We start from the raw sequence: 23,062 nt of genomic DNA, 5'->3' as shown, positions 1-23,062 counted from the left end.
TGAGTCGCTGACTCAGCGGTGATCGACGGAATCGGAGGGAGCGGCATTTACGGCTCCCTCATTCGCCCACTGCATGATCAGCGCCGTGGCTTGTGTATCCTGATTAACATTTTCCTCAACGATGACGAATCCCTGCTTATGGTAGAATCGGCAGGCGCGCGTATTCTGCTGATACACTTCCAGACTGAGTAAGGGAAACTGTGCCTGAACATGCTGGATCAGCGCTGTACCAATCTGTTTTCCATAATAGGCTTGTTCCACAAACAGTGCGCCGATGAACCGAGCCTCCAGCACGCTGATAAAGCCGATAAGGCTTCCTTGCTCCTCATAAACCCAGGTTCGCGACTGGGGAATATAGACGTCGCGTACCGCACTGGCGCTCTCTCGCCAGTAATCTTCACGAATAAACGGATGCGCCAGAATGGTGCTCTTTAGCCAAAGCTGCATCAGCGGTTTGAGATCACTGTCGCAGTAAGGGCGGATCATGACGTGCTTTCCTGATGACAAAAACAGTCGGTGACATGGTCATTGACCAATCCACCTGCTTGCATGAAGGCATAGCAGATAGTCGAACCGATAAATTTGAAGCCGCGTTTCTTCAGGGCTTTGGACATGGCATCTGAAACGTCCGTTTTAGCTGGGACTTCTGCCAGTGACGCGGGATGATTGAGACGTGGCTGGTGTCCGACAAAAGACCAAATGAAGTGCGAGAAGCTCTCTCCCTGGCTCTCCATTGCCACCCACACTTTTGCATTGGTGATAATGGCCTCGATTTTCCCGCGATGGCGGATAATGCCGCTGTCCTGCACCAGCCGTTCTACGTCATCCTGCGTCATTTGTGCGACTTGCTCAGGGTTGAACTGGTGGAAACAACGGCGATAGTGTTCGCGTTTTTTCAGAACCGTGATCCAGGAAAGGCCTGCCTGCTGGCCTTCCAGACACAGTAACTCAAACAGCTTCTGGCTGTCGGTACAGGGCTTTCCCCACTCGTTATCGTGGTAATCCTGATATAAGGTGTCTTGTGTAACCCAGCCGCAGCGTTGCATGCCTTTCTCCTGATTATGGTGATGCCGTTGATTGTAAGGCGGTCTGTCGCAATGTGGTGTGATGATGGCACTTAAAGTGCTGTATGGGCAACCAGTGTTTTGCGGGCGTGCTCGCAGATATGAAAGATCGCTGGCGTATGGGGCGGAAAGTCGTCGTGGAATCATGAATAATGTTTTGCCAGCAGCCCAGAGCGGTTTATTCGCTCAGGGCTGCTCATTGGGGCAGGGTTGTTAAATCAAAAATAAGAAAAGCAGACACAGGGGTACAGGGAATGGCAGTGGAGTGGATTGCAGCCTATCTGGCATTAGGCGCGGTGGTAGGCTTTATGGCGGGCTTATTGGGCATTGGCGGCGGCGGCATTATGGTGCCGGTGCTGACGGCGCTGTTTGCTGCACAAGGTGTGGAGAATACACATCTGGTGCATTTGGCGTTGGGAACATCAATGGCGGCGATTGTCGTCACGGCGATTTCCAGCTTGCGCACGCATCATCAACATCAGGCGGTGCTGTGGCCTGTCGTGATGAGGATTACGCCGGCCATCCTGATCGGGACATTCGCGGCCACCTGGCTGGCGACGCTGTTGCCGACGCGGGCGTTGGCGATCTTTTTCTCCTGTTTTATGGCTTACGTTTCGCTGCAAATGGTGCTGAATATCAAGCCAAAACCGCAGCGCCAGTTGCCCGGTACGGCAGGCATTTCGCTGGCGGGGTTGGTGATTGGTAGCATATCAGCGCTGGTGGCGATCGGCGGTGGGTCGCTCACGGTGCCGTTCCTGACGTGGTGCAACGTTCGTATTCAGCAGGCGATCGGCACATCCGCAGCGGTTGGGCTACCGATTGCCGTTTCCGGCGCGCTGGGCTACCTGATCAACGGCTGGTCGACGACCGGATTGCCTGACTACAGCGTCGGCTATGTTTCTCTGCCCGCCGTTTTCCTGATTTCCGCCGTCAGCTTTTTCACCGCACCTGTCGGTGCCCGTCTGGCGCACCGTCTGCCTGTGGCAACACTGAAAAAGGCCTTTGCGGCATTGTTACTGCTGCTAAGCCTGAAGATGTTGCAGACCGTTTTTTCCGGTTGATCCCGGAATTTGAAAGATGATAACGGGGATTTGCACTTGTTACCGCATTCTGGCTGTATATCTTGCGGTCAGAGGGTATACTGACGCATTCCTTATAAATCCACTTGTATCGCGCGCGAATCCAACATGCAAAAGTTTGATACCAAGACCTTCCAGGGCCTGATCCTGACATTACAGGATTATTGGGCTCGCCAGGGCTGCACCATTGTTCAACCATTGGACATGGAAGTCGGCGCAGGCACTTCACATCCTATGACCTGCCTGCGGGCACTGGGGCCGGAGCCAATGGCCGCCGCCTATGTGCAGCCTTCTCGTCGTCCGACCGATGGGCGCTACGGCGAAAACCCGAACCGCTTACAGCATTATTACCAGTTTCAGGTCGTCATTAAGCCATCACCGGACAATATTCAGGAGCTGTACCTCGGTTCTCTGAAAGAGCTGGGTATGGATCCGACCATTCACGATATTCGTTTCGTGGAAGACAACTGGGAAAACCCGACGCTGGGTGCCTGGGGTCTGGGCTGGGAAGTCTGGCTGAACGGTATGGAAGTCACGCAGTTTACCTACTTCCAGCAGGTTGGCGGTTTGGAATGTAAACCGGTGACGGGTGAGATCACCTACGGTCTGGAACGTCTGGCGATGTACATTCAGGGCGTTGATAGCGTTTACGATCTGGTATGGAGCGATGGCCCGTTAGGTAAAACCACCTACGGCGACGTGTTCCATCAAAACGAAGTCGAGCAGTCGACCTACAACTTTGAACACGCTGACGTTGATTTCCTGTTCAGCTGCTTCGAGCAATATGAGAAAGAAGCGCAGCACCTGCTGGCGCTGGAAAAACCGCTGCCTTTACCGGCTTACGAACGTATTCTGAAAGCGGCGCACAGCTTTAACCTGCTGGATGCGCGTAAAGCGATCTCGGTTACCGAGCGCCAGCGCTACATTCTGCGTATTCGTACCCTGACCAAAGCGGTTGCGGAAGCCTACTATGCCTCGCGTGAGGCACTGGGTTTCCCGATGTGTAATAAGAAAGAGAGCTAAGAGGCAGCCATGACTGACAAGACTTTTCTGGTGGAAATTGGCACGGAAGAGCTGCCGCCGAAGGCTCTCCGTAATCTGGCAGAATCCTTTGCCGCTAATTTCACGGCGGAGCTGGATGCCGCCAATCTGGCGCACGGTGAGGTGAGCTGGTTTGCTGCGCCGCGCCGTCTGGCGCTGAAAGTGGCACGCTTAAGCGCTTCTCAGCCCGATCGTGAAGTAGAAAAACGCGGCCCGGCGATTGCACAAGCGTTTGATGCTGAAGGTAAACCCACCAAAGCGGCAGAAGGCTGGGCGCGTGGCTGTGGTATCACCGTTGAGCAAGCTGAGCGTTTGACGACCGATAAAGGCGAGTGGCTGCTGTATCGCGCCCACGCGAAAGGCGAGCAGGCGCAGGCGCTGCTGGCTGGCATGGTAAGCACCGCATTATCGAAGCTGCCAATTCCAAAGCTGATGCGCTGGAGCGACAAAGAAACGCAGTTTGTGCGTCCGGTACATACCGTAACTATGCTGCTGGGTGACGAATTGATCCCCGGTCAGGTATTGGGTATCCATTCTGCTCGTACCCTTCGCGGTCACCGCTTTATGGGTGAGGCTGAATTCACGATTGATAGCGCCGACCAGTATCCGCAGATTCTGCTGGAGCGCGGCAAAGTCGTCGCCGACTACGATGCGCGTAAAGCGAAAATCAAAGCCGATGCGGAAGAAGCCGCACGCAAGATTGGCGGTAATGCCGATCTGAGCGACAGCCTGCTGGAAGAAGTCACCTCGCTGGTGGAATGGCCAGTGGTATTGACCGCGAAATTTGAAGAAAAATTCCTCGCTGTGCCGTCCGAAGCGCTGGTTTACACCATGAAAGGTGACCAGAAGTATTTCCCGGTTTACGACAACAGTGGCAATCTGCTGCCGAACTTCATCTTTGTTGCCAACATTGAATCCAAAGATCCACAGCAGATTATTTCCGGTAACGAAAAAGTGGTGCGCCCGCGTCTGGCAGATGCTGAATTCTTCTTCAATACCGACCGCAAAAAGCGTCTGGAAGATCACCTGCCGCGTCTGGAAACCGTTTTGTTCCAGCAGCAGTTGGGTACGCTGCGCGACAAAACCGATCGCATTCAGGCGCTGGCTGGCTGGGTTGCTGGTCAGATTGGTGCTGATGTGAATCACGCGACGCGTGCGGGTCTGCTGTCCAAGTGTGACCTGATGACCAACATGGTGTTTGAATTCACCGACACGCAGGGCGTGATGGGAATGCACTATGCGCGCCATGATGGCGAAGCCGAAGATGTTGCCGTTGCGCTGAATGAGCAATATCAGCCGCGCTTTGCGGGTGATGAACTGCCGTCTTCTGCGGTGGCCTGTGCGCTGGCGATTGCCGACAAGATGGATACGCTGGCAGGGATTTTTGGCATTGGCCAACATCCAAAAGGCGACAAAGATCCGTTTGCGCTGCGTCGTGCCGCCCTTGGTGTACTGCGCATCATCGTCGAAAAACGCCTGCCGCTGGATTTGCAGACGCTGACCGAAGAAGCGGTGCGTTTGTATGGCGCCAAGCTGACTAACGCCAACGTTGTGGATGACGTGATTGAGTTTATGCTCGGCCGTTTCCGCGCCTGGTATCAGGAAGAAGGCCACAGCGTAGATACCATTCAGGCGGTATTGGCGCGTCGTCCAACTCGTCCGGCAGATTTCGATGCCCGCGTGAAAGCTGTCAGCCACTTCCGTTCGCTGGATGCTGCCGCAGCGCTGGCTGCGGCTAACAAGCGCGTTTCCAACATTCTGGCGAAATCCACCGATACGCTGAACGAGAGCGTCAACGCTGCCGTATTGAAAGACGCGGCGGAAATTACGCTGGCAACTCACCTTGTTGTGCTGCGCGATAAACTGACGCCACTGTTCGCCGAAGGTCGCTATCAGGAAGCGCTGGTTGAGCTGGCCTCACTGCGTGAACCTGTCGATGCATTCTTCGACCAGGTGATGGTCATGGCAGAAGATGAGCAGGTGCGTGTGAACCGCCTGACGCTGCTGAGCCAACTGCGTGAGCTGTTCTTGCAGGTAGCTGATATTTCCGTGCTGCAATAACGACGATAGCGTTACGTAATCTTTCCCCGGGTTGGAAACGGGCTCGGGGAAAGATCGTTTAGCTTGCAGCGAAGGCCATTTCACCTTTTATTTGAATGAATGATGTTAGTTGGGGACTATTTTTCATATGGCCGTGATTGTCTTGATTTGAATGACATTCAATGCAAAGTGCTTGTAAATTGTTTTTGTTATTATTATTTTTTTGTCCATCGCGGTGGTGGACATGTAAAAATTTATTTAAATCTTTACGTTCAAGAATTATTTTGCAAATTGCACATTGCCAATTAACTGACTCTCGATATTGTTTTGATATTATCTGGAAATCTTTGGAGTAATCATTAATCGGAGCAGTAACGTCATTATGCTCGACATTGTACGTCGTTGCTGAATTTGGATAAACGCTAAAAAATTCTCTTAGATCAAAAGTAGAAAAAATATTTTCTCTATCCTGATATTTTCTAGAGTAGTTTTTCCAATTTAATGTTTCGAGACAAAATTTACATACATCTAAACTTTCCTCTCTAGTGATCCACTCTGTTTTTTCAGTATTCTGTGATTTTATTGTAAAAATACCGTCACTGCGGGTGGCTGCAACGTATCTTCCACTTTTATTATTTTCCCACATTCTTTGTAATGTTTTACAGTTTGCCAAGTGATATTTTGGCAAACTCATACTCCCACCATAAGATGCAACATCTCTTATATGAAGAATAACGCGTTTATCTTTATAATTAATAGTGTTGTCACTATTAATTTCTATTTCTAATATATCAATGTCTTTTCCTGTTGTTGAAAGTATTTTATCAAGAACAAGTGCGTCCATTTTTATATTAGCAATTGGTGGGATAATCTCCGCTTTCATTTCCTTGCGTAGCTTATTGAAAATTGGCGATTCAAGAAAATCGGGAAGTTGAGAGACGAGAAACGAATCCATTATATTTTACTCCCTTTTTCTACAATATTGGCTACCTGGCGTTCAACATTCGTCCTGACACGAAATTCTACTCGTTGAGAACGCGCACTATCTTCAACCTGCTCTGGGGATGTGATCGTTTTCCCTTCTTTATCAATGGGCTTTGCTGAAGAAAACCCAATGGCGCGAACGTGATTTTTAAACCAACTTAAGGTACTTTTAGAACCTGAAACAGCGGGCATATTCATAATATATGACAGAGTTGTCCGAGTTCTTGACTGAGACAGTTCCATGTTATGGAAATAAGCATCATTTTCACTTACACCAGTTCGCCACATCGTTGATGTATGTCCCTCAATGCGTATTTCCTCAATATTATTGATATATTTTTTATCAGTCATAATACTAAGGTAGCGAGGAATAAATTCATCTAAGATACTTTTAAATTCCGGTTTTAGCTCAGAGGAACTGGTCGTAAATAAAATATTTGGCTCTTGAAACCGCACTGTTAGATCTTCGTCGATTGTCGCGTGCCAACGTTTTAGATCGTCCTTGAATTCATGCTGTAAGGCTTGGCCGAGCCCTTGTAGGGTATTCTTATATACTGATGGGATTTTAACCATCTCCTGTACTTTTATCATATAGACAACGGAGATAAGTAAAAATATCATCATCAGGGAGGTCATTAAATCACTCAGGCTAATCCAAAAATCCTCTTTATCTGCTTTTGGGCGAGCCAGTAATGGGTTACTCATCTGTTATCCCCTTAAATTCTCTGATAGACGTACGACATCTCTTAGTTTTTCTGTTAGAGGATCGTAATCTTGTACAAATTTAGAGGACAGCGCTCCTAATTGTTGCCCGAGGCTATCGAGAGATTTTTTCAGCGCAGCAGCTAAGGCTGCATCTAATGTTTGAACTTGTTGTTCCGTTTTCTTACTCAGCTCGACAATATTATTCGTAACATCTTCATTGTGTCGCTGCATATATTTAGTGAGATCTTGAGAAAGACGTACTATTTGTTCTTGTAGCTCTTTTCCTGTTTGCTGAACAGATTTTTGCATTTCCTGATTTTGATTTTTTATCGCATCGGACATAGCTTTCGAGCTACCTATCATCTGGTTGCTAAAGTCTGCTGCTGAGGATTCCAATGTTTGCGTTACAGTATAAATACTATCTCCAATGACTGTGGCAGAGGCTGTAGCTCCGTTTCTCACATCCTCTATAATAGCCATGATTCCTTTTTCTATTTCGGGGATGCCTGTTTTTGATGATTCAATTAATTCTGCTAATTGTTTTAGATTTTCTTCTATACCTTTTTCTAAACTGGAGGCTGTACCAATCGTTTGATGAATATCTCTTGCAACTTGAGTAAACGATTCGGATTGTGTCATTATTTCGGTAAAGGATTGGGCCGCTTGCTGCATATTCGTAGTTGTTTGAGTTTGTTGCTCAATCATCTCTCGCATTTGCAGACTGTATTGTTGTTGCCATCCATTTATTTTACCGACAGCTTCATTTAACTGTTTGAAGTTATCGCCAAATTGCTCACCAATTTTCTCATTAAAATCATGAATAACTTCTTTTAACGCTTCAATTAATGCTTTTGAGTTGTTTTCAGTTTGATTTTTTGCAAACTCAGTAAATGCATTATGTATATTGGTCAGTTGAGTACTTTGACTACTGCTCATTTTTTGTAGCTCTGCTAGCAGAGAAATACTATTTTTCTCTGTAGTAGAGTGTAATAGTTTAATCGATTCTGTAGAAAACTGTAGGTGTTGAACAATATCGTCAATTGTTGAATCAGTGGGTATCGGTTGATTGTTTTTTGTCCTTACACCACGAAACGCATAGCGCCATTTTATAATCAATGCGCAAGCAACACCTACAAAAGAGGCCCAAAATGCAGTTTTGATGCCATTAATCAGCGTAGGTAAGCTATTTTCCACATCATTCATATCGAATGATGCCAAGCCTAACGCAATCCCAAGGAAGGTTGCCAATATTCCTATAGTAATGAGGATCCCTGGTGACTCATGGGCTTTCTTCTCGGTAAAATTCCAGTTGCTATAAATGAAGTAGGCAAGGATTACAGCAATAAAAAACCATGTGTCAAGGGGTAATATACTAAGCATAGAGTAGTCAAATTGTCCGTTTATTAAAAATAAAGCTATCGTGCTAAAAGAGTCACTTTTTATTTATTTAAGGTAGTAAATTGTATATTCGTTACCTTGTTAATAGTTTCATTTTGCAATCTATTCTTTCATATTGTCGAGTAACCTCATATTTTGGCGATTTTTATTATTCGGATGAAAAATGCGAGATGAAACGCAATTTTAATAATATGTGTTCGATTAAACAATAACCATACTGGTTTTTATTTCTCTTGAACGCCAGTCCTGGCCTTTTTCTGCACAGCCAGCCTGATTCGACTATGCTTATGTCGTAGAAAATCTTGTCATGGAAAATCCAACGTCAGCGTGTTTCTGTCTGAAGAAGGCACGGCGGGCGGGGCAGTAAGCATAACAGGAGTAGGGAATGAGAAGGCTGATGATGTACCGTTCACGCTGGCTGCTGCCAGTTCTGGTTATTCTGGCGGCATTACAGTTGGCTGCCTGTGGTGACAGCGAAGCGGAGCAGCGGAAGGCATTCATTGCATTCCTGCAAAGCGCACAGTCGCAGCAGGATGGGACGCTGCCAGTATTGACGGAAGAGCAGAAGAAGAGTTTTGGCAATTTTGCCAACGATTATGCGATTTTAACCACCTTTTCTCAGCAGTTTAATCAAGCCGTATCCGGCAGTCTGACGCCGATGCTGGGGCAAATTTCCCGTATTCGTGTCCCTAAAGACTATCTGACACAGCGTGATGGCCTGCGGCAATCTATCGGGGCAATGAACCTGCTGAGTCAGCATGTGCAGGCGGCGAAAGTGCAGGCAGACAATGCTCATCGGACGCTCAAGCAGCCTGAAGAGGTGCAGATACCCTATGAGCGGTTGTATGCACGCACGGTAATACAGCCAACCAACGCGCTGTTACCCGCCATTCCGAATGCCATTGCCTTCGCACAGAGCCTGACTCAAATCGGCGATTTCCTTCAGGCTCAGGGCGATCAGGCTGTGTTCAATGGTGCGTCTGTGCAATTCCGTACGCCGCAGCAGGTAGCGCAATATAACGGCATGGTGGCGGCGTTACCGATGCAACAGCAGAATTTAATAAATGCGCTCAGAGGGGTAAATGGCGTGAATTATCCCTAACCGTGTCGTTTTAGCGATGCGCGGTGACAGAGAGACATTCTGGATAAGAGGACTATGGGCTGGCGAGAGGGTAAAAATAAATTGTGACTAACATCACATAAATAAAACAAATACAGCTCACTAAAATGTGATGCGTATCACATATAAGGGGCTGTGTTTATCTGAAATTTGGTTTAGTTTTTCATTTTTAACGGTTTTTTGTGAAGTAAATCACCTATTTGTATCGTTGATGTAGGGTGGTTGTGTGATTTTTGTCACGTTCCCGCCATGGAGTTGCGGTATGAAAACAGCGTGTTAGAGTCCGCGCTGCATACAGTAATACTGACGGAAGCAATCGGTGTTTTTGTAACCGATATGTCTATAACAGCCGAGGTTTTGGTCACCGCTGATAGCTCGGTAAAAAATAAGACTGTCGGTCGTTGTTGCTAACCATCGCTGCAACTAACACATATTGCCACGCCGTCTCACGATAATTACCACGCGCTCTTATTGTCAGCGCGTTTCAATAGGGGTGTGTTTTTATGCTTTCACCAGATATTAAGATCAAAGTGCAAAACTTTGGTCGCTTCCTCAGCAATATGGTCATGCCCAATATTGGCGCTTTTATCGCCTGGGGTATTATTACCGCTCTGTTTATTCCTACCGGCTGGATTCCCAATGAAACGTTGGCGAAGCTCGTCGGCCCGATGATTACGTATTTGCTGCCATTGCTGATTGGTTATACCGGCGGACGCCTGGTATTCGGCGAGCGTGGTGGCGTGGTTGGTGCAATTACGACGATGGGTGTGATCGTCGGGACCGACATCCCGATGTTCCTCGGCGCGATGATCGTCGGCCCATTGGGCGGCTGGGCGATCAAACGTTTTGACCGCGTGGTCGACGGTAAAATCAAGAGCGGCTTTGAAATGCTGGTCAACAACTTCTCTGCCGGTATTATCGGTATGTTGTTGGCAATTCTGGCATTTTTGGCAATCGGTCCACTGGTTGAAGTGTTCTCTCAGGTGCTGGCTTCCGGCGTTAACCTGATGGTACAGAACAACCTGCTGCCGTTTACGTCCATCTTTGTTGAACCCGCGAAAATTCTGTTCCTGAATAACGCTATTAACCACGGTATTTTCTCACCGCTGGGCATTCAGCAGGCGACGGAAACGGGCAAATCTATTTTCTTCCTGATCGAAGCGAACCCAGGCCCAGGTATGGGCGTGCTGATGGCTTATATGTTCTTCGGTCGTGGTAACGCGAAAGAGTCAGCGCCGGGGGCAGCGATTATCCACTTCCTGGGCGGGATTCACGAAATCTACTTCCCTTATGTCCTGATGAATCCGCGTCTGATTATCGCGGTGATTCTGGGCGGGATGACCGGCGTGTTTACGCTGAGCGTGCTGGGCGGCGGTTTGGTTTCTCCTGCGTCTCCGGGCTCCATTCTGGCAGTGCTGGCAATGACGCCAAAAGGTGCTTACTTCGCTAACCTTGCGGCCATTGCGGCGGCCTTCGCGGTGTCCTTCATCGTGTCGGCGATTCTGCTGAAAAGCACTAAGCAAAAAGAAGAAGACCTGAGCGACGCAACGCGCCGCGTACAGGAAATGAAAGCCTCTGCGAAAGGTACGGCGGCGAGCGCTGGCGTCAGCGGCGATATGAGCACCGTGCGTAAAATCATCGTAGCCTGTGACGCCGGTATGGGTTCCAGTGCGATGGGTGCTGGCGTGCTGCGCAAGAAAGTGCAGGATGCCGGGCTGACCAACATTTCGGTGACCAATAGCGCGATCAATAGTCTGCCGGACGATGTCGATCTGGTGATTACGCACCGCGACCTGACCGAGCGTGCGATGCGTCATGCGCCGCAGGCACAGCATATTTCACTGACCAACTTCCTTGATAGCGGCCTGTATAGCGACCTGGCAGCGCGTCTGGTGGCTGCGCAGGGTGCCGCTAAGCCTGAAACCGTCGCGACGCCTGCGCCGGCTGTAGCCGATACGCAGACGAACCTGTTCCAACTGGGGGCGGGTAATGTGTTCCTGAATCAGCACGCGACACACAAAGAGCAGGCAATCCGTTTCGCTGGTGAGCAACTGGTGAAAGGCGGCTACGTCGAACCTGAGTATGTTGAAGCGATGCTGGAGCGCGAAAAGCTGACCTCTACTTATCTGGGCGAATCGATCGCGGTACCGCACGGTACGATTGAAGCGAAAGATCGCGTACTGAAAACGGGCGTGGTTTTCTGCCAATACCCTGAAGGGGTTCGCTTTGGCGATGAAGAAGATGAGGTTGCACGTCTGGTTATCGGTATCGCTGCCCGTAACAACGAACACATTCAGGTCATCACCAGCCTGACCAACGCACTGGATGATGACGCTGTCATTGAACGTCTGGCGCACACGCAGGATGTTCAGGAAGTACTCGACTTACTCTCCGGTAAAAAGAGTGCCTAATTGATGTGGCTAGTGCCGCCTTCGGGCGGCCTCTTTTTATGTCTCTTTAAGGTTATGTCTCATGAAAGCATTACATTTTGGCGCGGGTAATATTGGCCGTGGATTTATTGGGAAGTTGTTGGCGGATGCCAACGTCGAACTGACATTCGCTGACGTCAATCAGCCGTTGTTGGATGCCCTGAACAGCCGTAAAAGCTATACAGTGCGGATTGTGGGCGATAACACACGCCTTGATACCGTTAGCAACGTGAGTGCCGTTCACAGCGGTAGTCAGGATGCTGTCGCGCTGATTGCCGTGGCCGATCTGGTGACCACTGCTGTCGGGCCGCAGATTCTGGAAAAAATCGCCGGAACTATCGCTCAGGGGCTGGTTAAACGTCATAACGACGGCACTACCCGGCCGTTGAACATTATTGCCTGTGAAAATATGGTGCGCGGCACCAGCCAGTTAAAACAGCATGTGTTGAAACTGCTGCCGGAGGGCCATCAAGAATGGGTGGTCGAGCACGTGGGATTTGTCGATTCCGCAGTGGATCGCATCGTTCCTCCTTCCGAAGCGGGCAGTGATGATGTGCTGGCGGTGACGGTAGAAACTTTCAGCGAATGGATTGTCGATAAAACCCAGTTCTGCGGTGAGCCGCCAGCGATTCCCGGTATGGAACTGACCGATAACCTGATGGCGTTTGTCGAACGTAAGCTCTTCACGCTTAATACCGGCCATGCGATTACGGCCTACCTCGGTCAGCAGGCGCGTCATCAAACGATTCGCGATGCGATTCTTGACACAAAAGTCAGAGCCGTAGTCAAAGGCGCAATGGAAGAGAGTGGCGCAGTGCTCATCAAGCGCTACGGCTTTGATGCGGATAAACATGCTGCTTATATCAATAAGATTCTCAGCCGCTTTGAAAACCCTCATCTGCATGATGATGTAGAACGCGTTGGCCGTCAGCCGCTGCGTAAACTGAGCGCAGGCGACCGTCTGATCAAGCCGCTGCTGGGAACATTGGAGTACCATTTGCCGCATGACAACCTGATTACCGGCATTGCCGCCGCGATGCATTATCGCAGCGAGCAGGATCCGCAGGCGCTGGAACTGGCGGAGTTACTCCGTGCTCAGGGGCCACAAGCGGCGCTGGCGCAGATTTCTGGTCTGGATGCTGACAGCGAGGTTGTCGCGCAAGCAGTGAATGTGTATAACGCCATGCAGTAATCGGCGCGTCTCGTCACCGGTCTTTTCGACACGGTGTAAAAGGTATAGGCGACGTCGGGGATGGGATGTCGCCACACCTGCCGGTAAGCATGCTACCGAGATGGGGTATGCTGTGTGCGGGTTTAAAGGGTCGAGAAGTGACGATGGAAGAAACACAGGCGTTTGAAAACCGGGTTCTGGAAGCGCTGAACTCAGGGAAGACCGTGCGCGATTTTATGCTTTGTGCCGTTGAATTGCTGGCTGAAGCGGTCAGTATCCTGATGTTGCAGGTATTCCGTAAAGACGACTATGCGGTGAAATATGCCGTTGAACCCTTAATGACGGGAACGGGCCCGCTGGGTGACCTGTCCGTGCGCCTGAAGCTGATTTATGGTCTGGGGATGATCAGTCGTAAAGAGTACGAAGATGCAGAGCTGTTAATGGCGCTGGGTGAAGAGCTGGCGCATGACGATCGGCATTACCGTTTTACCGACGATGAAATTCTGGGGCCCATCGGCGAACTGCATTGCGTTACGGCACTGCCCGCAGAGCCAGCGTTGCCGCAGGGAGCTGACGCTGCCGATCCGCTTCTGGTGAACATGCAACAGCAGCGCTATCAGCAGATGGTGCGTTCCACGCTGGTGTTATCTCTAACTACACTGATTGCGCAAATTAGCCTGAAAAAGGCGTTTTAACCCTATTCCTCGGTATCACGTCACTGCGTCAGCCAAGAGTATAGTGTATGCTGTGCTCCGCATTATTCTCCCGTTATACAGGTTATCTTTTATGAAAGAGCAGGAAAAAGCAGAGATTAAACGCCTTAGCGACCAATTGGATAAGCTGACGCGTAAGCAGGCCACGCTGCTGGCACAAGGTGATGCCGAAGCTATCGCCCTCAATATGGAAGCGCGTGAGAAGCTAACGGTCGAAATTGAGCGCCTGCGTAACGTGAGAGAACAGAAACTCAGCAAAGAAGCGCAGAAACTGGCGAAGCTGCCTTTCAGCCGTGCGATTACTAAAAAAGAGCAGGCTGATATGGGGACGTTGAAGAAAAGCGTTCGCGGTTTGGTGGTGGTGCACCCGATGACCGCACTGGGGCGCGAGATGGGCTTAACAGAGATGACGGGCTACGCGCCGAAACCGTTCTGAGGTTTGTTTCTCTGCGCCGACAGAAGCTGATGATGGGCGCGTTAGCGTAATGGATTCGTTGATGAAGCCCCTGTTTAACAGGGGCTTTGTTGTTTCTGGTACGTCGCTGTTTGGATATTAGCGCGGTGCGTGCAGACGATGCGTTGGGTTGGTAAATGCGATACTGGCAGGCGTCTCATCGTGCTGCGTGTTGGCCAGACGGAAGACGGAAACCGCCTGCTTCAGCAGTCGTGCCTGTTCTTCCAGCGAGTCGGCGGCAGCAGAAGATTGTTCAACCAGCGCGGCGTTCTGCTGCGTGGTGCTGTCCATCTCCACAATCGCCTGGCTAACCTGACTGATACCCCGGCTTTGCTCATCCGATGCGGTGGCAATTTCACCCATGATGTCATGCACCTGTGTGATCGAGGTGACGATATCGTTCATCGTTTTGCCAGCATTGCCGACCAGCGTTGCACCGTGCGATACCTGATTAACTGATTCAGAGATCAAGCCTTCGATTTCCTTCGCGGCTTGAGAACTGCGCTGCGCCAGATTGCGGACTTCGCTGGCAACCACGGCAAAGCCACGGCCCTGTTCACCGGCGCGAGCGGCTTCCACCGCGGCGTTCAATGCCAGAATGTTGGTCTGGAAGGCGATGCTGTTAATGACGGACGTGATTTCCGCGATACGTTTAGAGCTATTTTCAATCGCGGTCATGGTTTGCACCACGTTATTCACCTGCTCGCCACCCTGTTTGGCCGTTTGGGAAGCGCTAATTGCCAGTTTGTTGGCGTGGTGTGCGTTATCCGCGTTTTGCTTAACTGTCGCGGTGAGCTGCTCCATGCTGGCGGCGGTTTGTTCAACGGCGGCAGCCTGTTGCTCGGTGCGTGATGACAGATCCGTATTGCCTGCGACGATCTCGCTGGAGGCATTAGAAATCTGGCTGACGCCGACGCGAATGTCGTCGATCATATTGTGCAGGTTGTCGTTCATTTTCGACATTGCACTCATCAACTGACCCAGCTCATCCTTACGCGTCGTGTTGATGGACATGGTGAGGTCGCCTGTCGCGATTTTTTCAGCCATGTTCAATGTGTTGCCCAACGGTGTGGTGATCTGGCGTGAAATGAACCAGGAAATCAGCAGACCAAGCAGCAGCGTAATCAGCGCCGCGATGCTCATTTGCAGCGTGGCATTGTGAATATCAGCCTGTGACGCCGCCAACTGATCGCTAAGCAGGGATTTCACCACGATGTTCAGCTGTTCGGCGACAGCCTGCATTTGCCCCGCCTGCGCCATTTCCTCCTGATAGGCTGGCATATAGGCCAGAACCTGCTCTTCATAGTTGTTCATGATCGTCATAACCGGTGCCAGCGTTTCACGCTGTTCGGCAGACAGACTCTGATACAGGAAGGTCAATGACGTTTGTGCCGTGTTGATGGCATCCGTCAGTTTTTCTTCGGATTCTTTATTGGTAGAAAGTAATAAACCACGAACGTGGTAGCGGACGGCAATCAGTTTTTGGTTCAGGTCGGAAAGTAATAATTGCAGGTTCGTACTGTTGTTGTCTGTCTTTAATTGATCGTTAAGATCTTGTAGGGGTTTTTCCGTGGTTGAAATATTCCAGCTTTTTCTTACGGCATCCTTTTTGCTCACGGCATTAATATAATTATTTTGTTTTTCCTGATAGCTGGTAATTAATGTGGGGATGCTGGCTATTTTCTTGGCGTCGCTTTCAGGCCAGTGAAATTCTTTTGCTTTTTCAGCGAGTTTACTGACGCTGGCAATATGCTCAATGTTCCTTTTTATATCATCTGGGTTATAAGTGGTGCCGTATAATGCGCGGTAATATTTAGCCTGGTTAATTTCATCATTGATATTGTTGCTTAAATTAACTTTATCAATACTGTCTTTCAGCGAGCTAATATGCATAATGCCCGCACCGGCAATCACCATGGTCATCAGCAGAATCAGGAAAAAGCCTAATCCTAATTTTTTACCGACTTTTAGATTGTCAAAATTCATAGCCATCACATCCCACCACTATATCTTATTGAGTCAAATTCACTATCCTGATGCACACTTGATTAGCGGTGCTAGCATCTCGGATTACCGCTTGCCAAGCCTATTTTTGCAAAACAACATGATAAAAACCCGCAGTAGATATCGGCACTTTACTCTGGAACTTTACGCGCCAGTCAGCGGCGGCCTGTCGGGCAAGGGACAATGATGAACCAAATATTGCCAACGTGCATGCGGTTTGAAGTATGACGGATATAAAAAAACTGGAATAACAGACTGTTATTCCAGTTTCTATTCAAACGCAGAAGGCGCCTGATGAGATCAGGCATCCAACGGTTTTATTTTTTCGCGCTGGCGAAACGAGCTGCTGCTTCGTCCCAGTTCACCACGTTCCAGAATGCTTTCGCGTAATCTGGGCGACGGTTTTGGAATTTCAGGTAGTAAGCGTGTTCCCATACGTCCAGACCGACGATTGGGTAGCCAGAAGTACCAGAAATTGCTTCACCCATCAGCGGGCTGTCTTGGTTTGCAGTAGAGACAACAGCCAGTTTGCCGTCGTCTTTCAGCACCAGCCAGGCCCAACCAGAACCAAAACGGGTTGCGGCTGCTTGCTCAAATTTCTCTTTAAATGCATCAACGCTGCCGAAATCACGTTCGATGGCGGCTTTCAGGTCGCCAGTCAGCGTCGTGCCTACTTTCAGGCCTTTCCAGAACAGGCTGTGGTTAGCATGGCCACCTGCGTTGTTACGCAGTGCTGCTTTTTTCTCAGCAGGGACTTTATCCAGTTGAGCGATCAGTTCTTCAACAGACAATTTAGCCAACTCAGGCAGAGATTCCAGCGCGGCATTAGCATTATTGACGTAAGCCTGATGGTGTTTGGAATGGTGAATTTCCATCGTCTCTTTGTCGAAATGCGGTTCCAGTGCGTCATAAGCATAAGGCAGCGATGGCAGTGAATAACTCATGTTTAGCATCTCCATGGTAAAAAAAATGTTACGGCACTGTTCTATGAGTACCGCGTAAGCAATACGTTCATTATAGTTAATTAAATGATATTGAAAATGATTATTCTCGTTCTGATGCCATGAACCATATTGCTTTACCTCATGATAACAAACGGTTATGTCATTATTGCATGATGTAAAAACAAATTAATCTATACCCTACCGCCTGTAAACCACGCTAACCCTGACGGCGTCGTTTACTCGCTTAGGCGCTGCGGATGCGTGTAGATCGTCGCGTGTCCTGGCCGACAAAAACCGACCAGCGTCAGGTTGCAGCGCTGGGCGACCTCAACCGCCAGTGACGTTGCCGCCGAGACAGCAAACAGGATTTCCACGCCGCACATGGCGGACTTCTGAACCATTTCATAGCTGGCGCGGCTGGAGACCAGCGCGGCGCCCTGTTGCCACTCTTGTTTTGCTCGAGCACCCAGCAGTTTATCCAGCGCGACATGGCGACCGACGTCTTCGCTCCCCCCGCACAGCGTGCCGTCTGGCGCAACCCAACTTGCGGCATGGGTGCAACCCGTTACCTGGCCGATCTTCTGCACATCGCGCAGCCGTACCAGTGCGTTTTCAAGTTTGCTGAGGGAAAAGGTCTGCGTGAAGGGCAGGGGGGACACCGGCTTGCCGATCTCCGCGAGCTGCTCCACGCCACATACGCCACAGCCTGTGCGGCCATCCATTGCCCGGCGTCGTTCTTTTAGCCCGGCAAAGCGTCGGCTGGAAAGCTCAATTTGTACTTCGATGCCGTTACAGGCGGGCAGTACATCAATCCCGTAGATATCTGCCGGTGATTGAATAATGCCTTCAGATAAGGAAAACCCGAGGGCGAACAGTTCCAGTTCTTTCGGCGATGCCATCATCACGACATGCGATATGCCGTTGTAGACCAAGGCAACGGGCACCTCTTCTGCCAGCCAGTCAGGCTGCGGCTGATGCAGCGAGTCAGGATGATAGACCGAATGTTGCGTTGCGCCTTCAAGGGCGGTATCCGCGCGTAAATGAACCCCTTCCACCTGAAATACCTGCATGTTAGTAACCTTGGAAATTAAAAGTATTATACCCGTCATACTTCAAGTTGCATGTGCGTTGGCTGCGTTACTCGACACACTAGCGTGTGTCTCACCCCGTTGGGGCCGCTGCAAGCAGCGTTCAAACCTGCCTCTGGCAGATTTGTCAATCACCCGAATCACTTACTCAAGTAAGCTCATCGGGATGAAATGAGAGACATCCTGTCTCTCACCGAAGGCCAGCCAATGGCTGGTCAAATTCGTTCCCGACGAATTTGTCCTTCGCTTGCCGCGTTACGATGCTCATTGATGAGCATCGCCCTAAAGGGCTAACGCTTCGCGTTATTCAAAACGAATACGTTTTGTCCTGAAACTCGAATTATTTAGGGTATACCTCACCGCGTCTGAAGGGATGCGACTTTTTCTCGCAAGAAACTGTGCGTCAACTCGAAGAGTTGTCTTCTTCTCTGGCCGAATCCTGTCGCTAACCTCATACCCCGTATAGGCTTAATTTAACTGCTTACTGTTTGCCTCTTTTTTCACTGCGGCAAGGCCGCTCATCCGGAAATGAAAAGGAGACTGAAATGGCGCACGATAATTTTGAAGGCCGAGCCGCATCTGATGAATACGGCTCTCTCAACCTGAAAAAACGCTATGACAATTTTATCGGCGGAGCCTGGGTTCCACCTGATGCGGGTCAGTATTTTGTCAATTTGACGCCAGTAACGGGTCAGCCGATGTGTGAAGTAGCCAGTTCGTCAACGCGAGATATTGACCATGCGCTGGATGCCGCGCACAAGGCGAAAGCGGAATGGGGTGGCCTGTCGGTGCAGGATCGGGCACTGGTGCTGAACCGTATTGCCGACCGAATGGAACAAAACCTTGAGCTTCTGGCGAAGGTGGAAACCTGGGATAACGGCAAACCGATACGCGAAACCAGCGGAGCGGATGTGCCGCTGGCGATTGATCACTTTCGCTATTTCGCGGCCTGTATCCGGGCGCAGGAAGGGGCGATCAGTGAAATTGACGGCGATACCGTGGCCTACCATTTTCATGAACCTCTCGGCGTTGTCGGGCAAATCATTCCCTGGAATTTCCCGCTGCTGATGGCCTGTTGGAAAATGGCGCCTGCGCTGGCCGCCGGTAACTGTATTGTGCTGAAACCCGCCAAACTGACGCCGATGTCGGTGCTGATTTTGATGGAACTGATTCAGGATCTGCTACCGCCGGGTGTCATTAATGTCGTTAACGGGTCGGGAAGTGAAATTGGTGAATACCTGGCGACGTCGAAACGCGTTGCGAAAGTTGCTTTCACCGGGTCGACTGAAGTGGGCCAGCAGATCATGAGCTATGCGGCGCAGAACGTGACGCCGGTAACGCTGGAACTGGGCGGCAAATCGCCGAACATCTTCTTTGCTGATGTGATGGATAAAGAAGACAGCTTCTTTGACAAAGTGCTCGAAGGTTTCACGCTGTTTGCCTTCAATCAGGGAGAGGTTTGCACCTGCCCGAGTCGCGCGCTGGTGCAGGAATCGATCTACGATCGCTTTATGGAACGGGCAATCAAGCGCGTTGAGGCTATCCGCATCGGCAACCCGCTGGACAGCAACACCATGATGGGTGCACAGGTGTCAGCAGGCCAGCTCGACACCATCCTTAACTACATTGATATTGGTAAGAAAGAGGGCGCACGGGTGCTCACGGGCGGTCAGCGCAAGGCGATGCCTGGTGGGCTGGCAGAGGGGTACTATCTGGAACCGACGATATTGTTCGGTAAAAACAGCATGCGCGTCTTCCAGGAGGAAATTTTTGGACCGGTATTGGCGGTCACGACCTTCAAAACGATGGATGACGCACTGGAGATAGCCAACGACACGGAATACGGTCTGGGGGCTGGCGTGTGGAGCCGTAACGGTAACATCGCCTACCGAATGGGGCGTGGTATTCAGGCCGGACGCGTCTGGACCAACTGTTATCACGCCTATCCGGCGCATGCGGCGTTCGGGGGTTACAAACAGTCCGGTATCGGGCGTGAAAACCATAAAATGATGCTGGAACATTACCAGCAAACCAAGTGCCTGCTGGTGAGTTACTCTGATAAGCCGATGGGGCTGTTCTAACGGCATACGTCCTTCAAATCCTGCGCGCCTGCCTGTGTAGGTGCGCAGACATAGCGTAATTGATGCGGGTTTCCCGTATGAATCCGTCCTTATCACTCAGATTTGCCCGATTGTTGAGCGCTGGTAGTTGATAGTAGCAAGTCGTTGATAATAGCGGGTCGTTGATAATAGATTGTCTCAACGCTTAACAACGGCTACGCTGTTTTGAATAGCGCTTTGCTTTCAAGAGGTTGTGCATGACGGATAAGATCGGCTGGATTGATAACCTGCGGGCGTTGGCCTGCATGATGGTCGTTCTGATTCATAGCACCACCTACTATATTACTGCGGGCGGCACGCCGGGCGACGGACACTGGGATGTGGCGAATATCCTGAACTCTGCCTCGCGCGTCTGCGTTCCGCTGTTTTTCATGATCTCGGGTTACTTATTTTTTGGCGAGCGCAGCGCGGGGAAAAAGCATTTCCTGCGTATCGGTTTATGCCTGCTTTTTTATAGTACGGTCGCGCTGATCTATATTGCGACGCTCACGCCGATTAATGGCTTGAATTCATTGCACCATGCACTGCAAAAACCGGTCTTTTATCACTTATGGTTTTTCTACGCCATTATCGTGATTTATCTGCTCTCCCCGCTTATTACCATCAAGCCAGTATCGGGCAAATATTTAGCGGTCTTGATTGTCTTATTGGCCGTTGTCGCTAACCCCAATACGGGGCGGGTGGAATTTGAAGGGTTTAAGTTACTGCCTGTGAATCTCTATATTTACGGCGATACGTTTTACTATGTGCTGTATGCCGCGCTAGGGCGTGCGTTGGGGATGTTGGATGTGCCAAAGAAAGTCGTGCTGGCCGCTATCCCATTCTTTATTGCCTGTGTCGCGCTGGTCGCAATGGGGACGAAGCACCACACATTATTGAACGATACGTTTACTCAGACATTTTACATTTACTGTGGCCCGCTGGTGTTTCTGGCTGCAGTCAGCCTTCTCGTGGTGTTTAAACATTACTGTAGCCAGCGGATTTTACCGGGATTTGCCACTATTTCGCGCCATTCGTTGGCAATTTACGGCTTCCACGCGTTGATCATTCATTATCTGCGAACGCATGACGTGGCACTGCCATCCCACCCAGTTCTCGACATTTTGTATGTTTTCGCCATCGCACTAGGTGCCAGCCTGTTGCTGTCGATGGCGCTACAGAAAATCGATGTGCGGCGCTGGGTGAGCTGACGATTCGGACGAGCGGTGTCACATCAGCGGGCTAAGCTGTTGGTAGAGAGCTTTAAATGTGCGTCTCCGCTCGGCATAGTCGTCATGGCGTTGGGGATTGGGTTGATGAACCTGTTCCAGCGGTAGCGGCGGCAGCAGGTCTGCCAGTGGCGTATGCGGATGCATGGCGATCTGTGCCAGACGTGCTGCCCCCAGCGCCGGACCAACGTCTCCTCCCGTGCGGTATTCCAGCGTTTGACCGCTGATATCCGCCAGCATTTGTCGCCAGTAGGAGCTGCGAGCACCGCCGCCAATCAGCGTGATGCTATCGGGTTTTAGCCCGGTCATATGCAGTGCATCCATGCCATCGGCAAGCGCAAATCCCACGCCTTCCAGTACCGCTTTTGCCAGTTCCGGGCGACCGTGTTGATGGGTTAGCCCCCAGAATGCGCCTTTGGCATCGGGATTATTGTGCGGTGTACGTTCGCCGGAGAGATAGGGTAAGAACCACACTGGCGTTATTGTGTCATCGACTGGTGTCGAGGCGACTTCCTGCAACAGCGCGGGTACGCTCTCTGCGTGCGTCAGACGGTCGACCCAGTCGAGGCAGGATGCAGCGCTTAACATCACGGACATCAGGTGCCAGGTATTCGGCAGCGCGTGGCAGAAACTGTGGACGGCATGCTGTGGGTTGCTGAGAAAGCCGTCGCTGACAGCAAAGTAAACGCCGGATGTGCCGAGAGACAGCATTGCCTGTCCAGCTTGATATAGCCCAACGCCAATGGCTCCCGCCGCATTGTCCCCACCGCCAGCAATTACGGGGACGGGTTCCATGCCCCAGCGGCTGGCGATATCAGGCCGCAGATAACCGGTAATCTGATTGCCTTCATACAGTGCGGGCATATGTTCGCGGCTCAGCGCGCAGGCTTCCAGCAGCGTGTCGCTCCAGTCTCGTTTGGCGACATCCAGCCAGAGTGTGCCGGCTGCATCGGACATATCGCTGGCAAACTCTCCCGTCAGACGCCAGCGCAGATAGTCTTTTGGCAGCAGGACTTTGTCGATTTGGCGAAAGATCTCGCTTTCGTTTTCCTGCACCCATTTCAGTTTGGGCGCGGTAAAGCCCGGCATCATCAGGTTACCGGTAATCTGGCGCGATGTTGGCACCTGTTGTTCCAGCGTTCGGCATTGGGCCGCGCTACGTCCGTCATTCCAGAGGATCGCGGGGCGTAGCACGTTCTGGCGGGCGTCCAGCAAGGTCGCCCCGTGCATTTGCCCGGTTAGCCCCAGTGCTTTCACCGCGCGAAGGTTGTGCGTCGCTGCCAATGCCTGTAACGCCCGATCGGTTGCCTGCCACCAATCTTCAGGTGCTTGCTCTGACCAGAGCGGATGTGGGCGGGAAATGTTCAATGCGGCGCTATGGCTGGCAATCACCTCGCCTGCTTCATCCAGCAGGATGGCTTTCACACCGGACGTACCCAGATCAATACCGATATACATAGTGGCTCCTGATAAGCCTCTGCGACAGGGTTGAGCCTGCCG

19 protein-coding genes are annotated in these 23,062 nt (G+C 50.7%); 10 read left to right on the top strand and 9 right to left on the bottom strand.

The annotated features are described in order from the left end of the window. Positions 1 to 12: 12 nt before the first annotated feature. Together I2D83_RS21615 and I2D83_RS21610 are read right to left on the bottom strand one after the other, a co-directional pair. On the bottom strand, positions 13 to 486 hold the full coding sequence (locus I2D83_RS21615) for an N-acetyltransferase (RefSeq protein ID WP_181830113.1): 474 nt from the start codon (positions 484 to 486) through the stop codon (positions 13 to 15). Then, positions 483 to 1,046 (bottom strand): DNA-3-methyladenine glycosylase I, encoded by a 564-nt coding sequence (locus tag I2D83_RS21610; RefSeq protein ID WP_205947281.1) that lies wholly within the window; start codon positions 1,044 to 1,046, stop codon positions 483 to 485. The genes I2D83_RS21615 and I2D83_RS21610 overlap by 4 nt, the downstream gene beginning before the upstream one ends. Positions 1,047 to 1,318: 272 nt before the next feature. Here I2D83_RS21610 and I2D83_RS21605 point away from each other — a divergent pair, with 272 nt between their 5' ends. From I2D83_RS21605 to glyS, 3 genes are all read left to right on the top strand, one after another. After that, entirely contained in the window at positions 1,319 to 2,125 is an 807-nt protein-coding gene (locus I2D83_RS21605) for a sulfite exporter TauE/SafE family protein (protein ID WP_015842254.1), read from the top strand. 126 nt (positions 2,126 to 2,251) lie between these two features. After that, a complete protein-coding gene (glyQ, locus tag I2D83_RS21600; RefSeq protein ID WP_010286428.1) occupies positions 2,252 to 3,166 on the top strand; it encodes a glycine--tRNA ligase subunit alpha in 915 nt (304 codons plus the stop codon). 9 nt (positions 3,167 to 3,175) lie between these two features. Beyond that, complete coding sequence (gene glyS, locus I2D83_RS21595) at positions 3,176 to 5,245, top strand: glycine--tRNA ligase subunit beta (RefSeq protein ID WP_181845536.1); 2,070 nt, start codon at positions 3,176 to 3,178, stop codon at positions 5,243 to 5,245. A gap of 58 nt (positions 5,246 to 5,303) precedes the next feature. On the opposite strand, the gene I2D83_RS21590 is transcribed toward glyS, so the two are convergent. Genes I2D83_RS21590 through I2D83_RS21580 form a run of 3 tightly spaced genes read right to left on the bottom strand, consistent with a single transcriptional unit; the run spans position 5,304 to position 8,293 of the window. Beyond that, positions 5,304 to 6,179 (bottom strand): hypothetical protein, encoded by an 876-nt coding sequence (locus I2D83_RS21590; protein ID WP_205947280.1) that lies wholly within the window; start codon positions 6,177 to 6,179, stop codon positions 5,304 to 5,306. Beyond that, the gene (locus tag I2D83_RS21585; RefSeq protein WP_205947279.1) at positions 6,179 to 6,913 is read right to left on the bottom strand and encodes an OmpA/MotB family protein; all 735 of its coding nucleotides are present in this window, start codon (positions 6,911 to 6,913) and stop codon (positions 6,179 to 6,181) included. The genes I2D83_RS21590 and I2D83_RS21585 overlap by 1 nt, the downstream gene beginning before the upstream one ends. Positions 6,914 to 6,916: 3 nt before the next feature. Next, positions 6,917 to 8,293, bottom strand: a complete 1,377-nt coding sequence (locus I2D83_RS21580; RefSeq protein ID WP_205947278.1) for a hypothetical protein — start codon at positions 8,291 to 8,293, stop codon at positions 6,917 to 6,919. Between the two features lie 415 nt (positions 8,294 to 8,708). Between I2D83_RS21580 and I2D83_RS21575 the strand changes: the two genes are divergently transcribed. From I2D83_RS21575 to I2D83_RS21555, 5 genes are all read left to right on the top strand, one after another. Next, positions 8,709 to 9,413 carry a DUF3053 domain-containing protein gene (locus tag I2D83_RS21575; protein WP_080516322.1) on the top strand — a complete coding sequence of 235 codons (705 nt, stop codon included), beginning with the start codon at positions 8,709 to 8,711 and terminating at the stop codon, positions 9,411 to 9,413. A 521-nt stretch (positions 9,414 to 9,934) separates the two neighbouring features. Further along, positions 9,935 to 11,842, top strand: coding sequence for a PTS mannitol transporter subunit IICBA (locus I2D83_RS21570; protein WP_015842251.1), 1,908 nt, complete (start codon positions 9,935 to 9,937; stop codon positions 11,840 to 11,842). Between the two features lie 61 nt (positions 11,843 to 11,903). Next, positions 11,904 to 13,052 carry a mannitol-1-phosphate 5-dehydrogenase gene (locus I2D83_RS21565; protein ID WP_205947277.1) on the top strand — a complete coding sequence of 383 codons (1,149 nt, stop codon included), beginning with the start codon at positions 11,904 to 11,906 and terminating at the stop codon, positions 13,050 to 13,052. A 107-nt stretch (positions 13,053 to 13,159) separates the two neighbouring features. Beyond that, positions 13,160 to 13,726, top strand: coding sequence for an MltR family transcriptional regulator (locus I2D83_RS21560; protein WP_015842249.1), 567 nt, complete (start codon positions 13,160 to 13,162; stop codon positions 13,724 to 13,726). Between the two features lie 91 nt (positions 13,727 to 13,817). Beyond that, the gene (locus I2D83_RS21555) at positions 13,818 to 14,180 is read left to right on the top strand and encodes a YibL family ribosome-associated protein (protein WP_015842248.1); all 363 of its coding nucleotides are present in this window, start codon (positions 13,818 to 13,820) and stop codon (positions 14,178 to 14,180) included. 117 nt (positions 14,181 to 14,297) lie between these two features. Here I2D83_RS21555 and I2D83_RS21550 read toward each other — a convergent pair whose 3' ends face one another. The 3 genes from I2D83_RS21550 to fdhD all read right to left on the bottom strand — a co-directional run bounded on the left by I2D83_RS21550 (position 14,298) and on the right by fdhD (position 18,216). Further along, positions 14,298 to 16,190 (bottom strand): methyl-accepting chemotaxis protein, encoded by a 1,893-nt coding sequence (locus tag I2D83_RS21550; RefSeq protein WP_205947276.1) that lies wholly within the window; start codon positions 16,188 to 16,190, stop codon positions 14,298 to 14,300. Positions 16,191 to 16,519: 329 nt separating this feature from the next. Then, positions 16,520 to 17,146, bottom strand: coding sequence for a superoxide dismutase [Mn] (gene sodA, locus I2D83_RS21545; protein ID WP_015842246.1), 627 nt, complete (start codon positions 17,144 to 17,146; stop codon positions 16,520 to 16,522). A 236-nt stretch (positions 17,147 to 17,382) separates the two neighbouring features. Beyond that, positions 17,383 to 18,216, bottom strand: a complete 834-nt coding sequence (fdhD, locus tag I2D83_RS21540) for a formate dehydrogenase accessory sulfurtransferase FdhD (protein ID WP_015842245.1) — start codon at positions 18,214 to 18,216, stop codon at positions 17,383 to 17,385. Positions 18,217 to 18,779: 563 nt separating this feature from the next. Between fdhD and exaC the strand changes: the two genes are divergently transcribed. Beyond that, on the top strand, positions 18,780 to 20,315 hold the full coding sequence (gene exaC / locus I2D83_RS21535) for an acetaldehyde dehydrogenase ExaC (RefSeq protein WP_180778794.1): 1,536 nt from the start codon (positions 18,780 to 18,782) through the stop codon (positions 20,313 to 20,315). A 236-nt stretch (positions 20,316 to 20,551) separates the two neighbouring features. After that, positions 20,552 to 21,544: an acyltransferase gene (locus tag I2D83_RS21530; RefSeq protein ID WP_180778795.1), complete on the top strand. Its 993-nt coding sequence runs from the start codon at positions 20,552 to 20,554 to the stop codon at positions 21,542 to 21,544. Between the two features lie 18 nt (positions 21,545 to 21,562). On the opposite strand, the gene xylB is transcribed toward I2D83_RS21530, so the two are convergent. Next, a complete protein-coding gene (xylB, locus tag I2D83_RS21525; protein WP_205947275.1) occupies positions 21,563 to 23,020 on the bottom strand; it encodes a xylulokinase in 1,458 nt (485 codons plus the stop codon). Positions 23,021 to 23,062: the final 42 nt, after the last annotated feature.

Origin of the sequence: Pectobacterium aroidearum (assembly GCF_015689195.1) — a bacterium.
Classification (GTDB): domain Bacteria; phylum Pseudomonadota; class Gammaproteobacteria; order Enterobacterales; family Enterobacteriaceae; genus Pectobacterium; species Pectobacterium aroidearum.
The sequence above is the reverse complement of the archived record's forward strand: the minus strand, read 5'-3'. Positions and strand labels throughout refer to the sequence as shown.